Origin of the sequence: Dactylosporangium sp. McL0621 (assembly GCF_049995355.1) — a bacterium.
Lineage (GTDB): Bacteria > Actinomycetota > Actinomycetes > Mycobacteriales > Micromonosporaceae > Dactylosporangium.
Genome location: NZ_CP188259.1, coordinates 4,450,243 through 4,471,473, shown reverse-complemented (window position 1 = coordinate 4,471,473; position 21,231 = coordinate 4,450,243). Strand labels below are relative to the sequence as shown.

23 protein-coding genes are annotated in these 21,231 nt (G+C 73.5%); 12 read left to right on the top strand and 11 right to left on the bottom strand.

Going from position 1 to position 21,231, the window contains the following annotated elements; all coding sequences use genetic code 11:
* Window positions 1–92 precede the first annotated feature (92 nt).
* The 5 genes from ACPPVO_RS21275 to ACPPVO_RS21255 all read left to right on the top strand — a co-directional run bounded on the left by ACPPVO_RS21275 (window position 93) and on the right by ACPPVO_RS21255 (window position 6,935).
* Complete coding sequence (locus tag ACPPVO_RS21275) at window positions 93–3,767, top strand: S8 family serine peptidase (RefSeq protein WP_426512950.1); 3,675 nt, start codon at window positions 93–95, stop codon at window positions 3,765–3,767.
* 40 nt (window positions 3,768–3,807) lie between these two features.
* The gene (locus tag ACPPVO_RS21270) at window positions 3,808–4,740 is read left to right on the top strand and encodes a transcriptional regulator TrmB (protein ID WP_426512949.1); all 933 of its coding nucleotides are present in this window, start codon (window positions 3,808–3,810) and stop codon (window positions 4,738–4,740) included.
* A 60-nt stretch (window positions 4,741–4,800) separates the two neighbouring features.
* A complete protein-coding gene (locus ACPPVO_RS21265; protein WP_426512948.1) occupies window positions 4,801–5,289 on the top strand; it encodes a hypothetical protein in 489 nt (162 codons plus the stop codon).
* A gap of 527 nt (window positions 5,290–5,816) precedes the next feature.
* Entirely contained in the window at window positions 5,817–6,185 is a 369-nt protein-coding gene (locus tag ACPPVO_RS21260) for a hypothetical protein (RefSeq protein WP_426512947.1), read from the top strand.
* A gap of 162 nt (window positions 6,186–6,347) precedes the next feature.
* The gene (locus ACPPVO_RS21255) at window positions 6,348–6,935 is read left to right on the top strand and encodes a DUF4240 domain-containing protein (RefSeq protein WP_426512946.1); all 588 of its coding nucleotides are present in this window, start codon (window positions 6,348–6,350) and stop codon (window positions 6,933–6,935) included.
* Here ACPPVO_RS21255 and ACPPVO_RS21250 read toward each other — a convergent pair.
* Complete coding sequence (locus ACPPVO_RS21250) at window positions 6,895–7,383, bottom strand: nuclear transport factor 2 family protein (protein WP_426514664.1); 489 nt, start codon at window positions 7,381–7,383, stop codon at window positions 6,895–6,897. The genes ACPPVO_RS21255 and ACPPVO_RS21250 overlap by 41 nt on opposite strands.
* A 138-nt stretch (window positions 7,384–7,521) precedes the next feature.
* On the opposite strand from ACPPVO_RS21250, the gene ACPPVO_RS21245 reads away from it, so the two are divergent.
* Window positions 7,522–8,043: a hypothetical protein gene (locus tag ACPPVO_RS21245; RefSeq protein WP_426512945.1), complete on the top strand. Its 522-nt coding sequence runs from the start codon at window positions 7,522–7,524 to the stop codon at window positions 8,041–8,043.
* On the opposite strand, the gene ACPPVO_RS21240 is transcribed toward ACPPVO_RS21245, so the two are convergent.
* From ACPPVO_RS21240 to ACPPVO_RS21230, 3 genes are all read right to left on the bottom strand, one after another.
* Window positions 8,034–8,912 carry a hypothetical protein gene (locus ACPPVO_RS21240; protein WP_426512944.1) on the bottom strand — a complete coding sequence of 293 codons (879 nt, stop codon included), beginning with the start codon at window positions 8,910–8,912 and terminating at the stop codon, window positions 8,034–8,036. The genes ACPPVO_RS21245 and ACPPVO_RS21240 overlap by 10 nt on opposite strands.
* On the bottom strand, window positions 8,912–9,226 hold the full coding sequence (locus tag ACPPVO_RS21235; protein WP_426512943.1) for a PadR family transcriptional regulator: 315 nt from the start codon (window positions 9,224–9,226) through the stop codon (window positions 8,912–8,914). The genes ACPPVO_RS21240 and ACPPVO_RS21235 overlap by 1 nt, the downstream gene beginning before the upstream one ends.
* A 103-nt stretch (window positions 9,227–9,329) precedes the next feature.
* Complete coding sequence (locus tag ACPPVO_RS21230; protein WP_426512942.1) at window positions 9,330–9,584, bottom strand: hypothetical protein; 255 nt, start codon at window positions 9,582–9,584, stop codon at window positions 9,330–9,332.
* Between the two features lie 153 nt (window positions 9,585–9,737).
* On the opposite strand from ACPPVO_RS21230, the gene ACPPVO_RS21225 reads away from it, so the two are divergent.
* Window positions 9,738–10,562 carry a class I SAM-dependent methyltransferase gene (locus tag ACPPVO_RS21225; protein ID WP_426512941.1) on the top strand — a complete coding sequence of 275 codons (825 nt, stop codon included), beginning with the start codon at window positions 9,738–9,740 and terminating at the stop codon, window positions 10,560–10,562.
* Here the strand turns inward: ACPPVO_RS21225 and ACPPVO_RS21220 are convergent.
* The 3 genes from ACPPVO_RS21220 to ACPPVO_RS21210 all read right to left on the bottom strand — a co-directional run bounded on the left by ACPPVO_RS21220 (window position 10,544) and on the right by ACPPVO_RS21210 (window position 12,201).
* Entirely contained in the window at window positions 10,544–11,044 is a 501-nt protein-coding gene (locus ACPPVO_RS21220) for an SRPBCC family protein (RefSeq protein WP_426512940.1), read from the bottom strand. The two genes, ACPPVO_RS21225 and ACPPVO_RS21220, sit on opposite strands and share 19 nt — an antisense overlap.
* A complete protein-coding gene (locus tag ACPPVO_RS21215) occupies window positions 11,041–11,367 on the bottom strand; it encodes an ArsR/SmtB family transcription factor (protein ID WP_426512939.1) in 327 nt (108 codons plus the stop codon). The genes ACPPVO_RS21220 and ACPPVO_RS21215 overlap by 4 nt, the downstream gene beginning before the upstream one ends.
* A gap of 120 nt (window positions 11,368–11,487) precedes the next feature.
* Window positions 11,488–12,201 carry a TetR/AcrR family transcriptional regulator gene (locus tag ACPPVO_RS21210; RefSeq protein WP_426512938.1) on the bottom strand — a complete coding sequence of 238 codons (714 nt, stop codon included), beginning with the start codon at window positions 12,199–12,201 and terminating at the stop codon, window positions 11,488–11,490.
* Window positions 12,202–12,301: 100 nt separating this feature from the next.
* On the opposite strand from ACPPVO_RS21210, the gene ACPPVO_RS21205 reads away from it, so the two are divergent.
* From ACPPVO_RS21205 to ACPPVO_RS21185, 5 genes are all read left to right on the top strand, one after another.
* Window positions 12,302–13,222, top strand: coding sequence for an NADP-dependent oxidoreductase (locus ACPPVO_RS21205; protein ID WP_426512937.1), 921 nt, complete (start codon window positions 12,302–12,304; stop codon window positions 13,220–13,222).
* 35 nt (window positions 13,223–13,257) lie between these two features.
* On the top strand, window positions 13,258–13,629 hold the full coding sequence (locus ACPPVO_RS21200; RefSeq protein WP_426512936.1) for a DoxX family protein: 372 nt from the start codon (window positions 13,258–13,260) through the stop codon (window positions 13,627–13,629).
* Between the two features lie 219 nt (window positions 13,630–13,848).
* On the top strand, window positions 13,849–14,193 hold the full coding sequence (locus ACPPVO_RS21195) for a hypothetical protein (protein ID WP_426512935.1): 345 nt from the start codon (window positions 13,849–13,851) through the stop codon (window positions 14,191–14,193).
* On the top strand, window positions 14,190–15,059 hold the full coding sequence (locus tag ACPPVO_RS21190; protein ID WP_426512934.1) for an NAD(P)-dependent oxidoreductase: 870 nt from the start codon (window positions 14,190–14,192) through the stop codon (window positions 15,057–15,059). The genes ACPPVO_RS21195 and ACPPVO_RS21190 overlap by 4 nt, the downstream gene beginning before the upstream one ends.
* On the top strand, window positions 14,975–16,009 hold the full coding sequence (locus ACPPVO_RS21185) for a Clp protease N-terminal domain-containing protein (protein ID WP_426512933.1): 1,035 nt from the start codon (window positions 14,975–14,977) through the stop codon (window positions 16,007–16,009). The genes ACPPVO_RS21190 and ACPPVO_RS21185 overlap by 85 nt, the downstream gene beginning before the upstream one ends.
* A gap of 31 nt (window positions 16,010–16,040) precedes the next feature.
* On the opposite strand, the gene ACPPVO_RS21180 is transcribed toward ACPPVO_RS21185, so the two are convergent.
* From ACPPVO_RS21180 to ACPPVO_RS21165, 4 genes are read right to left on the bottom strand one after another with little or no spacing between them, the layout of a single operon-like run.
* Window positions 16,041–19,763 carry an FtsK/SpoIIIE domain-containing protein gene (locus ACPPVO_RS21180; protein ID WP_426512932.1) on the bottom strand — a complete coding sequence of 1,241 codons (3,723 nt, stop codon included), beginning with the start codon at window positions 19,761–19,763 and terminating at the stop codon, window positions 16,041–16,043.
* Window positions 19,764–19,770: 7 nt separating this feature from the next.
* Window positions 19,771–20,448, bottom strand: coding sequence for a WXG100 family type VII secretion target (locus ACPPVO_RS21175; RefSeq protein ID WP_426512931.1), 678 nt, complete (start codon window positions 20,446–20,448; stop codon window positions 19,771–19,773).
* Window positions 20,438–20,758: a hypothetical protein gene (locus ACPPVO_RS21170; RefSeq protein WP_426512930.1), complete on the bottom strand. Its 321-nt coding sequence runs from the start codon at window positions 20,756–20,758 to the stop codon at window positions 20,438–20,440. Before ACPPVO_RS21170 ends, ACPPVO_RS21175 begins: the two co-directional genes overlap by 11 nt.
* The gene (locus ACPPVO_RS21165) at window positions 20,755–21,045 is read right to left on the bottom strand and encodes a WXG100 family type VII secretion target (RefSeq protein WP_426512929.1); all 291 of its coding nucleotides are present in this window, start codon (window positions 21,043–21,045) and stop codon (window positions 20,755–20,757) included. The genes ACPPVO_RS21170 and ACPPVO_RS21165 overlap by 4 nt, the downstream gene beginning before the upstream one ends.
* Between the last annotated feature and the right edge of the window lie 186 nt (window positions 21,046–21,231).

Sequence of the window (21,231 nt, the reverse complement as noted above, 5' to 3'; positions counted from 1 at the left end):
CGCCGCAACGCGGTGGCGGGTCTGCGCCGTGGCGGGTTTCCGCCACGGCGCACGCGTTCCTCCGGGGCGTACGCGGCCGGTAGACACCGTGCATGTTCATCGACGTCGGCCACCGCCGGCACCTCCCCCGTGCCGCGGTCGCCACGCTCGCCGTCGCGGCGCTGCTGACCGGACCGGTCACGCCCGCCGCCGCCGGCCCCCCGTCCGGTCAGACCGCGCACCCGGCCGCCGGGCGCAGCACCACCGTCACGCTCATCACCGGCGACGTCGTGCGGCTCGTCGACGCCGGGGGCGGGCGGCAGATCGCCGACGTCCGGCGGCCGGCGCGCGCGCCCGGCGGCGTGCGGACCGAGACCATCGGCGGGGATCTGTACGTCTGGCCGGACGAGGCGCTGCCCCTGCTCGCCGCGGACCGGCTCGACCGCCGCCTCTTCGACGTGTCGCTGCTGGTGCGCAGCGGCTACGACGACGCGAAGCAGGCCGACCTGCCGCTCATCGCGACCACGGCCGCGCCGCCGCCCAACACGGCGAAGGTGCGCGACCTGCCGAGCGTGCACGGTTCGGCGCTGCGGGCCACGAAGCAGCGGATCCGCCAGACGTGGGAAGGCCTGCGGCAGAACACGAAGGGCAAGGTCTGGCTCGACGGTACCGTCAAGGCCGACCTGGCCGAGAGCACCGCGCAGATCGGGGCGCCCGAGGCGTGGGCGGCCGGGCTGACCGGCACGGGCGTGAAGGTCGCCGTGCTCGACACCGGCGTCGACCTGAGCCACCCGGACCTGGCCGGACGGGTCAGCGCGACCGCGAGCTTCGTGCCGGGCGAGACCGCCGACGACGGCAACGGCCACGGTACGCACACCATCTCAACCGTCGGCGGCAGCGGCGCGGCGTCGGGCGGGGCCGAGCGGGGCGTGGCGCCCGGCGCGGACCTCATCGCCGGGAAGGTCCTCGGCGACGACGGCAGCGGCGCCGACTCGTGGGTGATCGCCGGCATGGAGTGGGCGGTCGCGCAGCACGCCAAGGTCGTCAGCATGAGCCTCGGCGACTCGGTGCCCAGCGACGGCAGCGACCCCGTCAGCGCGGCGCTGAACAGCCTCAGCGAACAGAGCGGCACCCTGTTCGTCGTCGCGGCCGGCAACACCGGCGCGGAGGCGGCGATGGGCGCGCCCGGCGTGGCCGACGCGGCGCTGACCGTCGCCGCCGTCGACCGCGACGACCAGCTGGCGTACTTCTCCAGCCGCGGCCCCCGCTACGGCGACTACGGACTCAAGCCCGACATCGCCGCGCCCGGCGTGGACATCCTGGCCGCCAAGGCGACGCGGACCGGCGGGAACGCGAGCGACGGCTGGTACACCACGATGTCCGGCACGTCGATGGCCACGCCGCACGTCGCCGGCGCCGCGGCGATCCTCGCCCAGCGGCACCCGGACTGGTCCGGTGCCCGGCTCAAGGACGCGCTGATGTCCAGCAGCACGGCGCTGCCGGGCCTGGACGCCTACGCCGTCGGCGCCGGGCGGGTCGACGTGCCGGCGAGCGTCGACGCTTCGGTCACCGCGACCGGGTCGCTGTGGTTCGGCTTCTTCGGCTGGCCGCACGACGCCCCGGCGCCGGTGGAGCGGACCGTCACCTACCGCAACGACGGCGACGCGGCGGTGACGCTGAGCCTCGCGCAGCACGCCGCGATCGCCGGCGGGCCCTACGACGTCGACCCGGCCGCCGACGCCGGCACCCCCGCGCCCGCGGGCATGTTCACACTGTCCGCCGGCACGGTCACCGTCCCGGCGCACGGCACGGCGAGCGTCACCGTCACCGCGAAACCGAACCTTGCCAAAACGGCGCGGCGGTACCTCGGTGAGGTCGTCGCCACCGCCGCCGGCCGGGCCGTGCGCACCCAGTTCGGCCTGTACACCGAGGACGAGCGGCACAACCTGCACGTCTCGGTCCGCGACCGGTCCGGCCGCCCGGCCCAGGGCTACCTGGAGGTGCAGGCGTTCGGCCAGGTGGACCCGTTTCTGTTCGCCGTTGACGGCGACCTGGACGTCCGGCTGCTGAAGGGCACCTACAGCGCGCTGACCCTCATCCCGGTGACCGGCGACCACGGGCCCGACTCGCAGGCCGTGGCGCTGCTGGGCGACCCCGAGATCGTGCTGGACCGCGACCGCAGCGTCACTCTCGACGCCCGCCAGGCCAAGGAGGTGACCGCGCGGCTGCCCGGCTCGCCGCGCACGGAGGACCGGGTCATCCAGCTCAACTGGTACCGCAGCGACGGCGGCGACTCGACCGTCGACGAGCAGATCCTGCTGGGCGCCCAGTACGACGAGGCGTTCGTGCTGCCGACCCGGAAGGTCACGGCCGGCGCGTTCGAGTACGAGACCCGCTGGCGCAAGGCGTACCCGCTGCTGGCCCTCGGCGACGGCCTGTCCTTCCTGGGCCAGCCCGGCTCGGCGTTCTACGACGGCCGCGACAACCTCGACGTGGTCCGGGCCGGCCTCGGCGCCGAGGCCGACTACGCGGGCCGCAACGTGCGCGGCAAGGCCGTCGTGGTGACCCGCTCCGACACCGTGAGCCCGTCGCAGCGGGCCGCGAACGCCGTCGCCGCGGGCGCCCGGCTCCTCATCGTCGTCAACGACGGGCCCGGCAAGCTCCTGGAGTGGGTCGGCGCCGACGACGGTACGACGAGCCCGATCCCGGTTGTGTCGGTGACCGCGCGGACCGGCGCCACGCTGCCCGGGCGGCTGCGGGTCGAGGGCGTGCCCGACTCGCCGTACGTGTACGACCTCGTCGACCAGCACGCCGGGCGCATCCCGGCCGACCTGACCTACCGGCCGCGCGCCCAGGATCTGGCCCGGGTCGACATGCGCTTCTACGGCACCGCCGCCACCCCCAGCGGCGAGTACCGGTGGGCGTACCGGCCGTACCGGCAGTTCGGGGTCGGCTTCCTGCAGGCGGCCACGATGCCGGGCACCCGCACCGACTACGTGTCCGCCCCGCCCGGCACCACCTGGGCCGAGGACGCGCTCACCGGGCCGGGCCTGGCCGTGGAGTCGCGCTCCGGGCTGCACGCCTACGCCGCCGGGAGCCGCACGGCGAGCGACTGGTTCGCGCCGGTCGCCCATCCGCGCAACGGTTCCGGCTTCTGGTGGTCCGAGCGGCAGCCCGGCTTCGCGGAGTTCAACGTGCAGCCGTGGACGGACAGCGGCGTGGACCACGGCGGGTACATGCAGGACGGCACCGACCAGCGCACGTTCACGGTCCGCGAGGACGGGCAACTGGTCGCCACCTCCGAGTGGCCGTCGGCCTCGATCAGCACGGCCACCGACGGCCCGGAGACGTTCACGCTCGACCTGCGCGCCTCGCGGGACCCCGCGCTGTACACCTTGAGCACCAGCAGCCACACCAGCTGGACGGTCAAGGCCCGGCCGCCCACCGGCGGGATGGACGTGCTGCCCCTGATGCAGCTCGACTACACCGTCGACACGGACCTGTCGGGCACGGCCCGAGGGGGCCGCAACGCGGTCGGCGTCCGCGCCGGTCATCTTCCGGGAGCCATCGGCGGCGGTACCGTCACCGCCGTCACGTTCGCCGTCTCGTTCGACGACGGCGGGCACTGGCAGCCGGTCGCCCTCGACCGCGGCGTGGCCCGCTTCAACCCGCCCCGCGGCGCCGCCTACGTGTCGCTGAAGGCGACCGCGCGCGACGACCGGGGCAACACCATCGAGCAGGAGGTGATCCGGGCGTACGCGCTGCCCGACCGCCACCACGGCGACTGAGGCACTGTTCGGGGCGCGGTACAGCCCCTACCATCGTCGGATGCTCGGCGTCCTGGGCCTCGACCCCGACGAGGAACGGCTGTACCGCTGCCTGGTCGCGGGCGGCGGCACGCCCGACGACATCGCCGCCCGCAGCGGCGTGCCCCGCGCCACCGAGCTGCTCGACGCGCTCGTGGCGCGGGGCCTCGCCGTCGCCGGCCCGCACGGCACGCTCACCGCGGCGCCGCCCGCGATCGCGCTCGGCGCACTGCTGCGCCGCCAGCGCGACCACCTGCACGCCGCCGAGCTCGCGCTCCTGGCCCTGGCCGAGGAGCACGCGCGCACCGGCCCCGGCCCCGGCAGCGTGGTCGAGGTGCTCACCGACGTGGCCGCGGTCCGGCACCGCTTCGCCCAGGTCCAGCTGGCCGCCCGGCATGACGTTCGCTCGCTCGTCGTGCCGGGCCTGGCCGTGGTACCGCACAAGGACAACTCGGCCGGCGACGACGGCCTGCGGCGGGGCGTGCGCTACCGCGTCATCGTCGACCGCGCGTCGCTGGCCGAGCCGGGCCTGGTCCAGCTGGCCGCGGCGAGCATCGCCGAGGGCGAACAGATCCGGGTCGTCGACCGGACCCCGGTAAAGATGATCATCGCCGACGGCCGGGTGGCGATGCTGCCCCTGCTGTCCGGCCGCCACACCGAACCAGCATCGCTCCTGGTCCACCCGAGCGGCCTGCTCGACGCGCTCATCGCCCTGTTCGAATCCCTGTGGGAGCACGCCTATCCACTGTGGACGGACGAGGGCGCCGAGCTGGAACCGCTCGACCGGCGGGTGCTGACCCTGCTGCTGGCCGGCCTGACCGACCAGGCCATCGCCGGGCAGCTCGACACCAGCCTGCGCACGGTACAGCGGCGCATCCACGCCCTCATGCAACGGGCCGGCGCCGAGACCCGCATCCAGCTGGGCTGGCACGCGGCGCGCAAGGGCTGGGCCTGAAACTACGAGTGCCAGCCGCCCGGCCCCCCGGACCCGGGCCAGTCGGTCGGCGCGGGCGAGATGGGCGGGAAGCTCGGCGCGGGAGAGCCCGGCGGGAAACTCGGCATCGCGGACCCGGGCGGGAAACTCGGCATCGCGGACCCGGGCGGGAAACTCGGCATCCCGGACCCGGACGGGAAACTGGGCATCGTGGACCCGGACGGGAAGCTGGGCAGGCTGGAACCCGGCGGGAAGCTCGACGGCACGGACGGCGAGGTGACCGGCGGCGCCGACGAAGGTCCGCCGGCCCCGTCGATAGGGTCACAGGCCGCGGCGAGCAACAGCAGCGGCGCGAGCACCAGAACAGCAGCACGTTTGGGCATCGGAGTTTCTCCCTGCGTCGATGTACTTCGGACGCCTCTTACGACGCGGAGGGACGGGCCCGCGGTTGACAGCTGTCGAGTTACCGACCGATCACTCGACGTCGACTTTTTACGAGAAGAGGTCTTCGAGGGAGCGCGGCGCGCCACCGGTCAGCGCGCGGACCCCGTCACCGACAACGGCGAATGACCTTCGCGGATGGCCCGGCCCGTGGCCGTGAACAGCTCGAACGTTGGCGCGTTGGCCGCGTCGGCCACGAACGCGGCCCGGTGCACACCCACGGTGTCGGCCGTGCCTCGGCGGGCCGATACGGCGCGAGGGCGAACAGCGCCATGGCACGCCACTGGTCACGGCGCAGAGCACGGACGCCGGTCAGCGCCTGCTGCAGTGCCGTGTCGCGCTGCTCGTCCGGCAGGCACGGCAGGAGACCGGCGGGCTGCTTGCACGGGCCGTCGAGCCTGCCGATGTTGCGGTGCAGTCAGGCGTCTTCGGCGGGGCCGGCCGGCGAGGTCTGGGCGAACCTCTGCGACGAGGAAGGCTTGCTCGCCACCGGCCGATTCACCGACGTCGAACAAGGATCCGCCGGTGGATACGTCCTCAAACCAGTTCCCGCGTGCACGACCTGCTGACCGCAACCGACCCGGACACCGCTTTCGGCTGGTGGGCGTCACTGGGGCGTGAACCAGCACAGTAAGCGCTGGGTCATGATGGCGTTCATGGGCATCGGCAGTCCGTACACGACAGTCACCGAGCCGACGTTCGTCGCGCGGTTCCTCCTCGGCCCGGAGGCGGACGCCGAGCAGACGATCGCCAACGTCGACGCGTTCGTCGACCTTCCAGATGGCTCCACCTGGGCGCTGACAATCTTCACCGTCGAGGAGGTCGGCCGCCTGCTGGCGCGGTGGAAGGCGACCGGTGAAGTGGCGAACGGCAGCTACTTCTGGGCCGTCGACCAGCTGATTGTACCGAAAGCGGGTGTGGCGGCGATGACCGCGGCGATCCGGGAACTGGTGCGCAGCGGAGAAATTACGAGCGTCGGCATCCGATGCGACGACCGCGACACCTCGGATGCCACCAAGGATTGAACGGCTCTGCCACCTGCACCTGGATCGGCCCCGGCGTCCTGATCGCGTTTCTGGTGCAGAACAGCGACACCGAAAGCGCCGGCCGAGAGGTCGAGCCTCTGGTCGGCGACTTCCTCACCATCCGGTAACTCAACCCGAACGCCGGTCATTAAGGTCATCGCCGTGAACGTGGCGGACTTCTGGCGGTTCCTGGAGCTCTCGGCCCGGGAGACAACCGATCTGAGGCACAGAGCGGCCTGGCTGGAGTACCGGCTCAGCCGTATCGCCACGGAGCACATCGTCGACTTTCAAATCCACCTCGACACCGCGCGGCGCCCGATTGACACCTGGGACATGCTGGGAGCCGGCAACCTCATCATGGACGGGCTGTGCGGCGGCGACTCGTTCTGGTACTTCCAGCCGTGGCTCATCGGGCAGGGGCACCACTGGTGGCAGCACGCCGTTCGGAACCCCGACAACCTCGCCGACCTGCCGGCCGTACAAGCCCTCGCCGGTCGCCGCCCGCGGCAATGGCCCGACGCGGAATGGCCCCAGTTCGAAGACCTCGCCTACGTGGCGTCCAGTGCCTATGACATGCGCACCGGCGAGGGAGAAGGCATCGACGACGCGCTGGGCGAGCGCGGTCACCACCGCCCGTCAGACCCGGTGATGAACGGCAAGCCCTGGGATCTCGACAGCCTCGCCGAAATCCAGCGGCGCATGCCAAAGCTCAGTCGGATTTTTCCCCGACACCACCACTTGAATCCCTGACCGCCGGCCCTCCTCCGCGGGCCAGCGCCGACAGCTGCGAATGGTCGATGGTGTGCACCAGGGCGTCGGCGTGCCGGTGCACCAGCCGCCACTCGCCGTCGTCGCGGCGGAAGACCAGCGTGACCCGCAGCGACCAGTCCTGCGCCGGGAGACCGCCGACCACGCCGTGCTGCCGTTCGATCGCCACGATCACCGCGATTTCCCCCGCACGGTACGTCTGCACGACCTCGAGCTCCGCCTCGCCACCCTGGAACCAGGCCGCGGTCGCGTCGAGGGACGCGTCGGAGTGGTCGAAGCCGTGCGCGACGCCGCCGTACGGTGACATGAGCGTGTAGTCATCCGCGTGTGGCAACAGGGCCACATAGATACGCATGTCGCCGCGGATAAAGGCAGAGGAAGCGTCTGCGGTACGTCGAACCAGCGCCGCGAGTTCCCCGTCGTCTTCCATCGTCATGCCCAGACCAACGCGCGCGACTCCTCAAGCGTTCAACGACAGCAGGGGCGCGTGACTGCCGGGCGGCGCGATGAGGGATCATAGGGGCATGGAATTCGTCCAGATCGTCCGTTCGTACGCCGGGCAACAACGATGAACGCCCGCGGACGGAGCGGCGACGAACCGGTCAACTGGGTGCCGATCGCCGGGCTCACCGAGCTCGGCCGCGCGCTGCTGGGCGACCGGCGTGGTGATCGGGACGTGATTCCGGAGCATGTCCGCGACCGGGTCACCGCCCTCGCCGAGCAGTGGGCCGCGCACGGGTTCACCGCCGAAACGGTGCACGCCTGGAAGGACCTGAACCCGGCGGCCGCGGCGCACCTCAAGGCCCACGGCATCAGCCCGGCCGCTCTGCAGCGGCACACGGTCGTCACCCCGACGGGCCGCCTCACCCTGTGGCAGGCCGTCAACTCCGGCGCGCTGTCGGCCGCCGAAGCCGTCAACGAGCTGCAGGCCGCAGGGCCTCCCGAGCCGGCCGCTCGGCCGTCAACGCCCGCACCGGCCGCGCCGCGACCGGCGCCGGCGCTGTTCTCCCACCCGGAGGCCGCCCTCGACCCCGACACCGGCGACCGTCGCGAAAGGTCGACGCCGCATCACACGCCGTTTCAGACCTGACGCCGGGCGGCGCCGACCCAAGCTTGCGATCTGAGAAAGCCCGCCGTGCGCTGGTGCACGGCGCTGGCCGCGACGACGGTGAGCGCGCACGTCGTGCACATCGCGAGCAGGGCCGGCAGTACCTTGGGCGCGTCGGCGGAGAACCAGGGCGGATCCGCGATTCCACTGGCGCTGACGGGCCACACGCTGTACAGCGAGACCCAGTCCGCGGCGACCAGCCGACCGGCGATCGCGTAGAGCACGGACGTCAACTCGAGCGCGGCGAGGCCACCGACCACGAGGACCACCACGGCGACGCCCGTGCGCCCTCGCCGGATGAGCACGGTGATCGCGCCCCCCAGCGCGAGCATCGCCGCGCACCAGCACAGCGCGGCCAGTAGCGTGGCCGACCGTGTCTCCCCGAGTACGTTCGCGATGGCCAGTATTCCCACCGTCAACGACGCCGGCACGGTCAGCACCGGAGCCGCGAGGTAGTGCTGCCGGGGCATCAGCGCCACCGCGGCGATCGCCCCGCACACCGCCAGCACGCTCAGCGCGTCCGGCGCGGTGAGGACCGCCGGAGTGACGTCGTACCCGGCGTCCTTCGCGTACGTGGTGGCGAGGGCGAGCCCACAGACCGCCAGGAGCAGCGCGGTGAGCACGAATCCCAGCGGCGCGGCGGCGAGCCACGCCATCCGGCGAAGCTGCGGGTGGGTACGCGCCCACGTCCACGTCGCCGCCTGCTCGGACAGTGCGGATCGACCGACATCGGCGATGTCGCGCCACGGCCGGGTCGAATGCGCGAGCAGGTCGGTGATCTCGACGCCGTAGCGGTCGCGGACCGGCGCCGGGTAGATCGCCATCGCGAGGCGGATCAACGTCGCACGCATCAGGCGGTCGCCAATCGACGCAGGCCGGTGCTGGCCATCGTACGGATCCGCAGGAGCTCGGCCTGCAACGCCGTGGCGCCCAGACCGGTCAGGCGGTACGGCTTCCGGCGTTCCTCCTCCGGCAATTGCTCGATCAACCGCTGCTCCTCCAGACGCCGGATGGCACCGTAAAGCGTGCCCGGCCCCGGTCGCTCGCCGGTCAACGCGGCAATGTCTTCCTGCATCGCATAGCCGTGCTTCGCGCCCTCGGCCAGGCTGATCAGGACCAACAACGCCGGCTCGGAGAACCGGCCGAGCTGCGACAGTCCGGTCACATTTCCCCCAGGTTGCTACGTGGGACGTAGCATCGCAGGACGTAGCAACCACGTCAACCGTGAACCCATCGCACAGTCATCCGCTGCAGTTACCCGGCCTACGTCAGGTCGCCCACCAGAGCTTCGACGTCGCCAGGGCGTCCCCCTCAGGAACGGATTGATCCGCGCGCTTGAGATCATCACCGTTGGCCGGCTCAACGCTCGCCACCGGAGCAAGCGGACCGGACCAGTCTTGCGCAGGCGGGGCGTCATAGGAGTCGAGGCCGCCGTCGCGCACGAGAGCGGTGGGCCGCCCGTCTGAGAACCAACGATCGTCGTGCGACTCGAACGGGTCGCGGTACCAACCCTCAGCTCGCATGAGCCAAATTCTATGCGGAGGCCCACCCGACGGGTGCCCCGCAAGGCGGGGCGCGGCAAAGGGGACCACTGCTCTTCCCGGCAGATCCGGTCACCGTCTGACTGTTCGCGGCCTTCGGCGGTACCCGCCGGCTCGTGGGGTTGAATTGCGGTCATGACGGCACCTGAGCGCTACGGTGAATCGGTTCTCAGCCCTGAGTGGCACGGCGAGCGGGAACGGCTCGTCGCCATGGCCGAGGTGGCCGACGCCACGACCCTGCGAATCCTGCAGGACCTCGGGCTCGGCCCGGACTGGGACTGTCTCGAAGTCGGCGCCGGGGCCGGCACGGTCGCGGCCTGGCTGGCCGGCCGGGTGCCCGACGGCAGCGTCCTGGCGACCGACATCGACACCCGATGGCTGCAGGCGATCGGCGCGCCCACCCTGCGCGTCGCTGAGCACGACATCGTCTCGGACCCGTTGCCGGAGTCGGCGTTCCACCTCGTCCACGCCAGGTTCGTGCTGGAACACCTGCCCGAACGCGACGCGGTCCTGGCCAAGTTGTGCCGGTCCCTGCGCCCCGGAGGCGTGCTGATGATCGAGTCGATCGCGAGCTTCCCGATCGCCTCCGGTGCCACCCCGGCGTTTCGCGACGCCATGCATGCGGTCGAGTCGACGCTGGCCGCGACCATCGGCACGGACGCGAGATGGCCGCGGACCTTTCCCTCACCCCTGCTGGCGCACGGCCTGACCGGGGTGTCGGCCTCGGTGCATGTCCCGGCGACCGGGGGCCGGAACGCATCGGCGCGATGCTGGTCGTACACCCTCACGCAATTGCGCCCCCGCATCCTCGACCACATGCCCGAGGCCCGGCCGGCGGTCGACGAGGCCCTGCGTCTCCTGGACCGTCAGGAGTTCTTCGAGCTGGCATTCGCCACCGCGGTCTGCTGGGGCCGCAAGCCGGCGCCCCATCAGCAACAGACTTACGCCGCCAGCTTCTGATAGGAGGGCATGAGCTCCTCCCAGCGTGTCTTCGCGTCGCAGCGCTCACGACCGGCGAGGTGGGCGGCGAGATCCTCGACGTGGACCTGGACTCCGGCGCCGTACGCGGCGAGCTGGTCCACGGGCATCCCCCGCTCCTCCCAGGCCAGGATGGTCTGGTCGCCGGCGGCGGTCAGTGTGACCTCGATGAAGTGCTCGTCGGCCTGGCCGGGCTGCATGGTCTGCAGCAGCAGCCGGTGCGGGGGCTCGCACGCCTGCACCCGCCCGGTGCCTTCCCAGCCGCTGGCGAAGAAGCGGGCGCGGAACTCACCGCCGAGGCGGAGGTCGCCGTCTATCTCGCCCATCCAGCGGGCGAGGCGGCCCGGATCGGTGAGGGCTGACCACAGGTCGTCGATGTCGGTGTCGAAGCGGTCTTCGACTCGCACGACGCCCTTGTCCAGACTGCCCAGGATGCGGACGTCCTGGCGTGAGTTGCTGGTCATCTGCTGCTCCTTCGTTCGCGTTTGCCCCGGGCGACTTCGGTGTGCAGGGCGTCGAGCCGCTGCGTCCACAGGGCCCGGTACTGCGCCAGCCAGTCGTCGATCTCGGCCAGCGGTTCCGGGCGGAGGCTGTAGATGCGTCGTTGCGCCTCCTGGCGGACGTCGACCAGCCCCGCCTCCCGCAGGACCCGCAGGTGGCGCGAGACGCCGGGACGGGCGATCGGCAGCAGCGCCGCCAGCTCGCCCACGGTTGCCGGACCGCGAGCCAAGGTGTCGAGCATTTTCCGCCGGCTCTCGTCGGCCAGCGCCTGCAACACCGCTTCCACGCAGATGAATGTAACAGGTCGGGTACGTAACCGACAAGGTACATACGCACGGGCCGGGCGTCGTCGCTCGAAGCTCTGGTGCCGGCCCGATCGCAGGTGTCCGGCTCCGAGGGCGCCGGCCTACCCGCGAGTCTCGTGGGATGAGGTGCCTTTCGCCGGGCGTCGCTCACGCTGGTGCCGGGTGGCGCGGAGCATCGCCCGGTACATCTGCCGGGGCTGGGGCGGGTCGGGCAGCGCCTCGGCGGCGTGCGCGGCGCACGCCTGGATCAAGTACGCGACGAGCCTGCGCCAGGTGTCGGGGGCGGCGTCGACGGTGGCGGTGAGCACGCCGGCGTTGGCCATGAGGAACATCGGCATGTCCTCGGTGACGAAGTCCGCGCGAAGCTTCCCGGCGGCCTTGGCCCGGTCGACGAGGGTGGAGAAGTCCTTGTAGGCGCGGTCGCGGTCGGCCTCGAACTGCTTCGCCGTCGGGAACGTCATGGTGAGCACGGTGGTGAAGCCGCGGTCCCCGGCCTGCATGCCGCAGATCCGCTCGACATAGCCACAGAACCCGCGCCACGGGTCCGGGTCCGCGAGGGCCTGGCGCGCGGCGGCGGCGTAGGCGTGCATCTTCTCCTCGAACGCGGCGGCGATGAGGTCCCCACGGGTGGGGTAGCGCCGATAGAGGGTGCCGACCCCGACGCCGGCACGGCGGGCGATGTCCTCCATCGGCACCTCGAGCCCGAGTTCGGCGAACACCTCCCGGGCGGCGGCAATGACGCGCTGCCGGTTGCGTTCCGCGTCGACCCGAAGTCCGGCGACGGGCGGGGTGCGGGGCGCTGGCGGCGAGGTCACGCACATCACTGTACGTCAAGTGGAAGGCAGCGTCCACTTGCGTGCTACGGTGAGTGAGGTTAGTGGAGGGTAGCTTCCACTTCTTGCCTGGAGGTTTGTCATGCGTGCAGTCGTTCTTGCCGAGCAGAGTGCCCAGCCGGCGCTGACCGAGGTCCCCGCCCCCACCCCGGGCGCCGGTGAGGTCCTGGTCAAGGTGCAGGCGTCGTCGGTGAACGGCTTCGACCTGTCGGTCGCCGCCGGGCACGTGGCCGCGATGATGGAGCACCGCTACCCGGTCGTGCTCGGCAAGGACTTCGCCGGCACCGTCGAGGCGGTCGGCGAGGGCGTAACCCGCTTCGCGCCCGGTGACGCCGTGTACGGCGTGGTCACCAAGCCGCACCTCGGCGAGGGCGGCTTCGGCGAGTACGTCACGGTGCTCGAGGAGATCGGCATCACCGCGCTGCCCGCCGGCGTCGGCCCCGCCGCCGCGGGTGCGCTGGGCCTGGCCGGCACGGCCGCCGCCGACTCCCTCACTGCGACGTCCCCGCAGACCGGCGAGACGGTCGTCGTGTCCGGCGCGACCGGTGGGGTCGGCGCGATCGCGGTCCAGTACGCCGCCGCGGCCGGCGCCCGCGTGATCGCCACCGCCCGCCCCGGCGAGGAGGCCGACTTCGTCCGCGGGCTCGGCGCCACCCACGTCGTGGACTACACCGGCGACGTCGAGGCACAGATCCGCGAGATCAGCCCCGACGGGGTGGACGTGGTGCTGCACTTCGCCGGCGACGGCGCCGCCCTGGCCGCCCTCCTGACCGAGAAGGGCCGCCTGGCCAGCACCCTCGGCTACGGTGCCGACCAGCACCCGGCCGCCACGTTCATCATGGCCAACCCGACCGCGGACACCCTGGACCGGCTCGCCGCCGACGTCGCCGCCGGACGGCTGAACGTGCCGGTCGAGCGCACCTACCCCCTCGCCGAGGTCCCGGCCGCGTTTGCCGCGTTCGGCACCGGCACCCGCGGCAAGATCGTCATCTCGGTCGCCTGAACCGCCAACCCCTCGGTTCGGAGACCACGCTGCTCATGAACGTAACCCTGTGGATCGTCCAGATCCTGTTGGGCGCCGCCTTCGTCGTGGCCGGCGTCATGAAATCGACCCAGCCGAAGGAGAAACTGCAGCCCAACCTGCCGTGGGTGGAGGACTTCTCGCCCGGCACCGTGCGGCTCATCGGCGTCGCGGAGCTGCTCGGCGGCCTCGGCCTGATCCTGCCCGCCGCGACCGGCATCCTGCCGGTGCTCACCCCGATCGCCGCGACGTGCCTGGCCGTGGTCATGGTCATGGCCGCCGCCGCGCACGTGCGCCGCAAGGAGCCGTCCGGGGTCGTCATCAACGCGGTCCTGTTCGCGCTCGCCGCGGTCGTGGCGTGGGGCCGGTTCGGCCCGTACAGCTGGTGAACACGGTGCGGGTCACCGGCCCCGGCGGCACCTGCTGGGTCGGCACGCCGGGCACCGCGTCGTAGCAGTCCGTCCGGACCGCCAGGCCCGCGCCTGCAGCACGCAGACCTGGCGGTCCGCGGCAGCGCCCTTACCCGTGCCCAGCATCGCTTCCCCCACCCCCTCAACCAGAACCGGCAACCTGGACACCCGGACGAGCAGGCCGACATCGCCGTCGCGGTGCACGGCTACGTCGCCGGCACCACCGCCCAGGCCCACACCACCTACCTGGAGCACGAGCACCGGATGATGGCGGACGGCCTCGCCGAGCTCGGCCGGCCCGCCCCCAGCCGCACCGACCGGTCCGCCGCCTACGGCCCCGGCGGCATGGTCTTCGCCGGCCACCCCGACCAGGTCGCCGACCGCATCCTGCACCTGCATGCCCTGCTCGGCCACAGCCGCCAGATCCTGCAGATGGACGTCGGCGGCCTGCCGCACCGCGACTTCCTGCACGCCATCGAGCTGCTCGGCACCAAGGTGCTCCCGCAGCTGCACGCCGAACTGGGCAAGGACGAATCCGCATGAACGTCACCGTCTTCGGCGCCACCGGCGCCATCGGATCCCTGACCGTCGCCGAACTGCTGGAACGCGGCCACGAGGTCACCGCGTACGCCCGCAACCCGCAGAAGATCCCCGCAGCCTGGGCCGGCCGGGTGCGGGTCGTGATCGGCGAGATGTCCGACACCGGGGCCATCGACACCGCCGTCGCCGGAGCCGACGCCGTCGTCAGCGCGCTCGGCCCGAGCATGGACCGCAAGGCCGTCGGCCTGCCGCTGGTCGCCGGGACCGGGCACATCATCGACGCCATGCAACACCACGGCGTGCGCCGCTACATCGGTCACGCCACCCCCGCCGTCCTCGACCCACACGAGAAGCCGACCCCGGTCACCCGTCTCATCGGCTTCATGCCCCGCACCTTCATGCGCCGCGCCTACGACGAGATCACCGGCATGACGGGCCTGGTCACCGGCTCCGGCCTGGACTGGACTGGACCATCATCCGGTTCATCGCCCCGAAGAACACCCCGAAGCAGCCGAACGTCCGCACCGGGTTCTTCGGCACCGACAACCTCGGCTTCGCCGTCAGCCGCGCCGACATCGCCGCGTTCACCGCCGCGCAGGTCGACGACACCACCTACATCCGCCGCGCCCCCGCCATCAGCAACTGAACCCCGACCCCAACCATGGCGTTCCGCAGGCCGACGCCGGATACCACCGAGAGGTCGCGCGACGGGGAATGTCCAACTCCTGAACCCGCCTTCGGCCCCCGTGCAGGAGTGCCGGCTCGGTCGGGTAGACAATGCCTCGTGTTCGAACGGTTCACGGCCGAGGCGCGGCAGGTGGTGGCGCTCGTGCCCCACTACGCCGTCGCCGCCGGCCGGTCGGAGATGACCCCGGCCGATCTCGCCGCCGCGCTGGCCGCCCGGCCGGTCGGCAACACCGCCGGCATCTGGACATCGCCCCGGCCCGCGCCCACGAGCACCCAGGGTGGGCGCCTGCCGCCGGAGGCGCCGCACCGGTTCGATGCGGCGGCGCGAGCCGTCCTGACGCAGTCGTTGTATGTCGCGATGGCCGGGGCCGCCGCGCACATCGGCACCGAGCACCTGCTCGCCGCGCTCGTGCGCAGCGGGCCGCCGGACGTTGTGGCGGGGCTCGGCGCGCGGGGTGCGACGGCCGGGGCCGTTGATGCGCTGCTCGCCCGGCTGGCCGGAGGGCCGGGCACCGAAGGGCCGCCGGAGGAGCCGCGGGCCGCCGAGGGGGCGGGCTCGGCCCTGAGCTACACGCGCCTGACGGTCGACGCGCGCGCGGTCGTGCGGGAAGGTGCCGCGCTGGGCCGGGCCGCCGGGCGCGCCAACGTGACGCCGGTCGACCTGGCCATGGCGCTCGCCCTCTACGACGGCGGCAACGTGGCCCGGGTGTGGACCGCGCCGCCGGTACCGCCGCCGGAGCCCGCCGCGCCGATCGAGGACGTGGCCTCGCTGGCCGGGCCGGCCGAACGGGTACTCGCGGCGGCGGCGGTGATCGCGCGGGAAGCGGGCTCCGCGCAGGTGGGCACCGAGCACCTGCTCGTGGCGCTGATCCGGTACGACCATCCCGACGTCGTGACGCTGCTGGCCGAGCGGGGCGGCACCGCGGAGGCCGCCGACGCCCTGCTCGCCGAGCTGGCCGGCGGTCCCGGTGCCGAGACGCCGCCGGAGCCCGCAGCGGGCCCTCCGCCGACAGCCCGGCGGACCGCGCTGCGCCCGGTGACCGGACGGCAGGCGACCCTCGCGCTGGCCGCCCTGCTCGCGCTCCTCCTCGTCGTGGTGGTCTGCGTCCTGGGCCCCATTTTCGGCCCGTGATCAGGCCTCCGAGGCGTCCGGAGGCCCGTGATCAGGCCTCCGGACGCCTCGGCGGCAGGGTCTGGATGAGCGCCTCGCGCTCGCCGGGCCGCACGAGCCGGGCCACCGCGGGCGGCAGCAGCCGGCCGGTCGCCCCGGGCGGCGCCTCCGTGCGCAGCGCGGCCGAGAACACGACCTGCGCCGCCTCGGCCTCCACGGCGCGGGCGGTCAGCGTCTCGCGCATCGACGTGGGCACGGTCTGGTTGAGCACGAGGCTGAACCGCAGTTCCCGCCCCATCCGCAGCAGCGGCGCCAGGCTGTCGAGCGGGCCGTTGCGGGCCCCGGCCAGCGCCAGAACCAGGTCGTAGTCGTCGACGACGAGCAGCACCGGGCGGTCGTCGCCGCCGCCGTTGAGGCGCGGGTCGAGCCGGTCCTGGACCTTCCTGGCCAAGCTGCCGACGTCGGCGGGGGTGCGGGCCGCCCCTTCCGGCTTCGGGATCGCGGCGAGCAGGCCGCCGCGCAGGTCCACGACGTAGGCGTCGGCCAGGTCGCCGTCGTGGGCGAGGGTCAGCAGGCGGGCCAGGGAGCGGGTGCGGGCGGTGTGCTGGTCGCCGAGGTACAACAGGTGCCCGTCCTTCCCCGGCCGGAACGGCACGGGCGAGAACGCGGCCTCGTCGATGCCGAGGACGAGCGCACCGGCGGCGGGCGACGTGCGTTCGGCGGCGGCGAACCGGTCCGGGGTCAGGTCGTCGAGCAGCAGCAGCGGCTCGGCGCGGGCACCGTCGTGGCGGGCCGCCAGGTCGGCCCCGACCCGGTCGACGGTCTCGGCGAGCGCCTGCGGGCCGGACGGCGTGGCGCCGGCCAGGACCGGCGCGGCGAACTGGGCGACCAGCCCGCCGGGGGCGAGTGCGCGGCCAGGGCCGGCGGCGGCGAGCAGGGCGCCGCGGGCGCGGCCGTGCCGGGACTCGGCCGGGTCGTGCAGACGCAGCTCGAAGCGTTCGCCGACGGCGTCGAGGCGGCGCAGGCCGAGGTCGTTCCAGCGGGGCGTGCTCACGTGCAGGTGCAGACCGTGGGCGGCGCCCTCGGCGAGCAGCCGGTCGATCACCGGCAGATGCTCGGGGCAGCGGGCGGCGAACACGGCGAAGTTGTCGATGACGAGCACGATGTCGCCGCGGCGGCCGTCGCGGGCCCGGCGGTCGAGCTGGATCGGGATCTCGGCGACGATCCGGCCGACGCGGCGGGCATCCACCGGCGTCGCGTACGCGGCCACGTTCGGCAGCCCGCGGACCGGCGACAGCGCTCCGCCGCCGAAGTCAAGGACAAGATATTGCAGTTGGTACGCCGGGTGCGCCCGCGCCGCCCGCAGGATCTCGGTGGCCAGCAGCGCCGACTTGCCGGTCTGCGGAGCGCCGACGACGGCCAGGTGCCCACCGCCGGCGGCAACGTCGACCGTCAGCGGCCGCTGGGCCCGCCGGAGCGGGTCGTCGAGGAGCCCGACGGCGACCGGCAGCCCGTTCCCGGCGGCCGGTGAATCGGCGTCGAGGCGCGGGTCGTCGAGGCGCAGGTACTCCATCCGCCGCGGGTCGGGCAGCGGCTCGAGCCACAGCTTCGGCGCGGCCGGCAGCGGCCGGGTCCACGCCACGATCCGGGCCAGGTCGGCCGGGCCGCCGGGGTCCTGGGCCTGGAACACCTGGGCGGCCCGGAAACGCTGCAGCGTCCCGCCCGCCCGCACGAAGCCGTGGCCGGGCACGATCGGCAGGTCGGCGGCGACCCGCGAGCCGATCACCGCGACGCTGTCCTCGGGGGTGAACGTGCGGAGCGCGATACGGTACCCGAGATGGCCCTCCAGGCCGCGCAGCCGCCCGCTCTCGAGGCGCTGCCCGGCGAGCAGCAGGTGCATGCCGACGCTGCGGCCGAGGCGGGCGATGGAGACCAGGGTGTCGGAGAAGCCGGGGTCGGCCTCCATCAGCTCGGCGAACTCGTCGATGACGATGAGCAGGTACGGCAGCGGCTCCTGCGCCCCCGAACGCTCCCAGTAGGCGCGGATGTCGCCGATGTCGGGCCCGGCCGCGGCCAGCCGCCGCTGCCGGGCCACGAGCTCGCCCTCCAGCGCGGCCCGGACGCGGGCGACGAGCGCCGGATCGTCGAGGTTGGTGACGAGCCCGGCGCAGTGCGGCAGGCCGGTGAGCGCGTCGAAGGCGGCGCCGCCCTTGAAGTCCACGAACGCGACCCGCAGCCAGTCCGGGCTGTGGGTGAGGGCCAGGGAGGCGACAAGCGAGCGCAGCAGCTCGCTCTTGCCGGAGCCGGTCGCGCCGATGAGCAGCCCGTGCGGGCCGACGCCGCCCTGGCCGCTCTCCTTGAGGTCGAGCACGAGGCGGGTGCCGTCGGCGAGCACCCCGATGGTCGCGGCGAGCAGCCCGGCCGGCGGCGGCCACGCCCACCCGGGCGGGCCGGCCAGGGCGGCGCGGGCGCCGATCAGGTCGAGCAGCGGCTCGTCGCCGCGCTCGCCGGCGAAGGACAGGTCGGTGACGGGCCATTGCCCGTGGATCCGCGCGGCGATGGCCCCCGCAGCCTTGGCCGGGACGAGGTTCGGGGTGAACGGCGTCTCCGGTTCGGGGCTGCGGACGGGGCGCAGGACGCCGCGGCCGTGCGCGTCGAGGGTCAGCAGGACCGTGGACTCGGCCGGGCCGGTCACGCCCGGGCGTGCGGCGGCGAGCACGGTGACGCCGAGGGTGACGGCGTCGGCGAGGACTTCACGCAGCAGCGGTACCCCCTCCAGCACCGACAGCGGGCGGTAGTCGGCGACGACGACGAGCAGCAGCGGCAGCCCGGCTTCGCGGGCGGTGGTGCGGCTCTCGTCGCGCAGCCGGATACGGGGCGTGACCGCCCGGGCCAGCGCCGCGGCGAACGCCGCCGGGTCGGTCGCGACCCCGGCGACCGGCGCGCCGTCACCGGGCCGGGTCCAGCGCAGCGCATGCGGGAGCTCGGCGGCCCACGCCCAGTCGCCCGCGTGCGACTCGGGGGCGGCGACGAGCAGGGTCAGCTCGTCGGGGCCGCAGCACACGAGCGCCTCGAGCAGCATCGCGCGGGCCAGCCCGGCGACGGCGGCCCAGGGCCCCTCCAGACCGACGACGCCGGCCTCGCGCAGCGGCACGACGAGCGGCGCGCCGCCCAGCGCCGTCGCCGCCGCGGTGACGGCGCGGGCCTCGGCCTCGAGGTCCGGGTGGGGGTCGGCGTCGGCGGTGGTCGCGGCCACGGTCAGCGCCAGCCCGGACGGGATCCGGCCGGTGCCGGCGGCGACCGCGGCGAAGTCGTCGTCGGTGGCGCGGCGCTCCCACAGCCGGTCGGAGGCGGCCCACGCGTCGAACCGGTCCGGGGCGGGGTGGGCGTCGTCGAGGGCGGCGCGGACCGCGTCGCCGGCGGCGCGGACGTCGGCGGCGACGACGGCGAGCCGCGCCACGTACCGCCGGCGGCGCCGCTCGTCGCGCCGGCGGGCGGCCCGGATGTTGGCCCAGTAGGTGACGAAGGGCGTGACGACCGCGCCGAGGCTGACGAGCAGCCCGGTCCAGATGAGGTACTTCTGACCGGTGGCCAGCCCGATGAAGGCGACCGAGCCCGTGGTGAGGGCGGGCACGAACACGGTCGCCCACTGCGGCGGCCGCACGACCTCGGGGGCGGGTACCGCCGGCAGGTCGTAGGCGGTGGCGGCCGGGCGGGCCTTGAGCAGGCGAGGCCGGCGGTGGACGGGCCGGCGGTGCGGCTCCGGGGGCGTCACGGGTCCCCTAAGGCTTCCGGCCGGGGGACCGGCGGCGGCCGATCATGGCCCCGCCCAGCGCGGTCGCGAGGGCGTCGCCCGGCTGGAGGTGCCCGACCGGGTTGTGGTCGTCGTACACGACCATGCTCATCGCGGCCTGCCCGGCGAGGTCGGTGGCGAAGTTGATGGCGAGCAGGCGCACGGCCTGCATGGCGGTCTCGAGCGCCGCGGCGGCGATCGCGGCGGTCTCCTCGGCGATGCCGATGGCGACCATGAGCTCCTCGATGAGGCGTGCGAGGACGGCGACCTCGGACGCGCCGAAGCTGGCGACCGCGCTGAACAGCGCGAACACGCCCATGGTGGCGGCGCCGGCGATCGCGACGTCGTAGGCGAGCCGGGCGGCCTCGATGCCGTCGGCGGCCCCGCGCAGCGCCGTGGCCACGTCGGCGAGCTGCCCGGTGCCGTGCTCGACGGCGTTGGTCAGCTCGTCCCACCGCTGGTCGAACAGCACCCGGGCGTCGTGGTCCCAGGTGCCGCGGGCCGCGTCGACGCGGGCGCGGGCGGTGTCGAGGTGCTCCTGCAGCTGGTGGCCGGCGTAGTCCCACTGTGTCGCGGCCGCCCGCAGCTGCTCCGGGTCGCCGCCCGGGTAGTCCGGCAGGCGCCCGATGAGCTCCTCGGCGAGCCCGGCGACGCCCTCAGCGCCCATGGTTGCGATCCTTGGCCGGCGTGACGGCGGCGGCGCTGCCGGCCTCGCCCCGCTCGTAGTCGGTCGCGACGTCGGCGACGGCCACGGCCAGGGCGGCGAGGCCGGCGGCGAGCCGGTCGAGGCCCGAGACCCAGTCGTCGTGCAGCGAGGCGTAGCCGGCGGCGACGCGAGCGTCGCCGGACACGCCCGGGTGCTCCGGCTCGGTGATCGCGGCGACGATGCCCCGCACGGCGGCGACGTCGTCGCCGAACGCGGCGACGGCGGCCGACACGGCGTGGACGTCGGCGGTGGCGGTCCGGATGGTGGTCATCCGGTCACGCGCAGGACGGCGTCGTGACCCGCCGTCTCGTAGATGTCGGCGACCTCCCGCATCCGGGCGACGATCGCGGTGAGCGTCTCGTGCAGGTTGCGGGCGTCGTTGTCCCACTGCGCGTAGAGGTCCTGGAAGCGCTGCGAGGCGTCGCCCTCCCAGCTGTCGACCAGGCCGGCGACCTCGTTGCGCAGCGACTGCAGCCGCTGCTCGATGTCGGCGGCGCCGTTGTCGACCCGCGTGGCGGAGTCCCTGACGGCCTCGACGGATACCCGGATATCCACCATTGTGCGGCTCCTTCGGAAAGGCTTGCGCGACTGGCTACAGTCTACGTATACAACGGGCCGTCAAGCGCACGCCGAGGCATTCCGGAAAATGAGCCGGAATGGCATCCCCCGAAATGCCGACACGCCCGACCTACGGTGGAGTTGGAATGTTGCTACTCGCTCCTGGTGGAACGTCCGCAAAGGTCG

Excerpts from the sequence above, each read along its gene's own strand:
- ACPPVO_RS21275 (WP_426512950.1), top strand. The coding sequence starts at position 93 with ATGTTCATCGACGTCGGCCACCGCCGGCACCTCCCCCGTGCCGCGGTC.
- ACPPVO_RS21270 (WP_426512949.1), top strand. The coding sequence starts at position 3,808 with ATGCTCGGCGTCCTGGGCCTCGACCCCGACGAGGAACGGCTGTACCGC.
- ACPPVO_RS21265 (WP_426512948.1), top strand. The coding sequence starts at position 4,801 with ATGGGCGGGAAGCTCGGCGCGGGAGAGCCCGGCGGGAAACTCGGCATC.
- ACPPVO_RS21260 (WP_426512947.1), top strand. The coding sequence starts at position 5,817 with ATGGGCATCGGCAGTCCGTACACGACAGTCACCGAGCCGACGTTCGTC.
- ACPPVO_RS21250 (WP_426514664.1), bottom strand. The coding sequence starts at position 7,383 with ATGGAAGACGACGGGGAACTCGCGGCGCTGGTTCGACGTACCGCAGAC.
- ACPPVO_RS21245 (WP_426512945.1), top strand. The coding sequence starts at position 7,522 with ATGAACGCCCGCGGACGGAGCGGCGACGAACCGGTCAACTGGGTGCCG.
- ACPPVO_RS21240 (WP_426512944.1), bottom strand. The coding sequence starts at position 8,912 with ATGCGTGCGACGTTGATCCGCCTCGCGATGGCGATCTACCCGGCGCCG.
- ACPPVO_RS21230 (WP_426512942.1), bottom strand. The coding sequence starts at position 9,584 with ATGCGAGCTGAGGGTTGGTACCGCGACCCGTTCGAGTCGCACGACGAT.
- ACPPVO_RS21225 (WP_426512941.1), top strand. The coding sequence starts at position 9,738 with ATGACGGCACCTGAGCGCTACGGTGAATCGGTTCTCAGCCCTGAGTGG.
- ACPPVO_RS21220 (WP_426512940.1), bottom strand. The coding sequence starts at position 11,044 with ATGACCAGCAACTCACGCCAGGACGTCCGCATCCTGGGCAGTCTGGAC.
- ACPPVO_RS21205 (WP_426512937.1), top strand. The coding sequence starts at position 12,302 with ATGCGTGCAGTCGTTCTTGCCGAGCAGAGTGCCCAGCCGGCGCTGACC.
- ACPPVO_RS21200 (WP_426512936.1), top strand. The coding sequence starts at position 13,258 with ATGAACGTAACCCTGTGGATCGTCCAGATCCTGTTGGGCGCCGCCTTC.
- ACPPVO_RS21190 (WP_426512934.1), top strand. The coding sequence starts at position 14,190 with ATGAACGTCACCGTCTTCGGCGCCACCGGCGCCATCGGATCCCTGACC.
- ACPPVO_RS21175 (WP_426512931.1), bottom strand. The coding sequence starts at position 20,448 with ATGGGCGCTGAGGGCGTCGCCGGGCTCGCCGAGGAGCTCATCGGGCGC.
- ACPPVO_RS21170 (WP_426512930.1), bottom strand. The coding sequence starts at position 20,758 with ATGACCACCATCCGGACCGCCACCGCCGACGTCCACGCCGTGTCGGCC.
- ACPPVO_RS21165 (WP_426512929.1), bottom strand. The coding sequence starts at position 21,045 with ATGGTGGATATCCGGGTATCCGTCGAGGCCGTCAGGGACTCCGCCACG.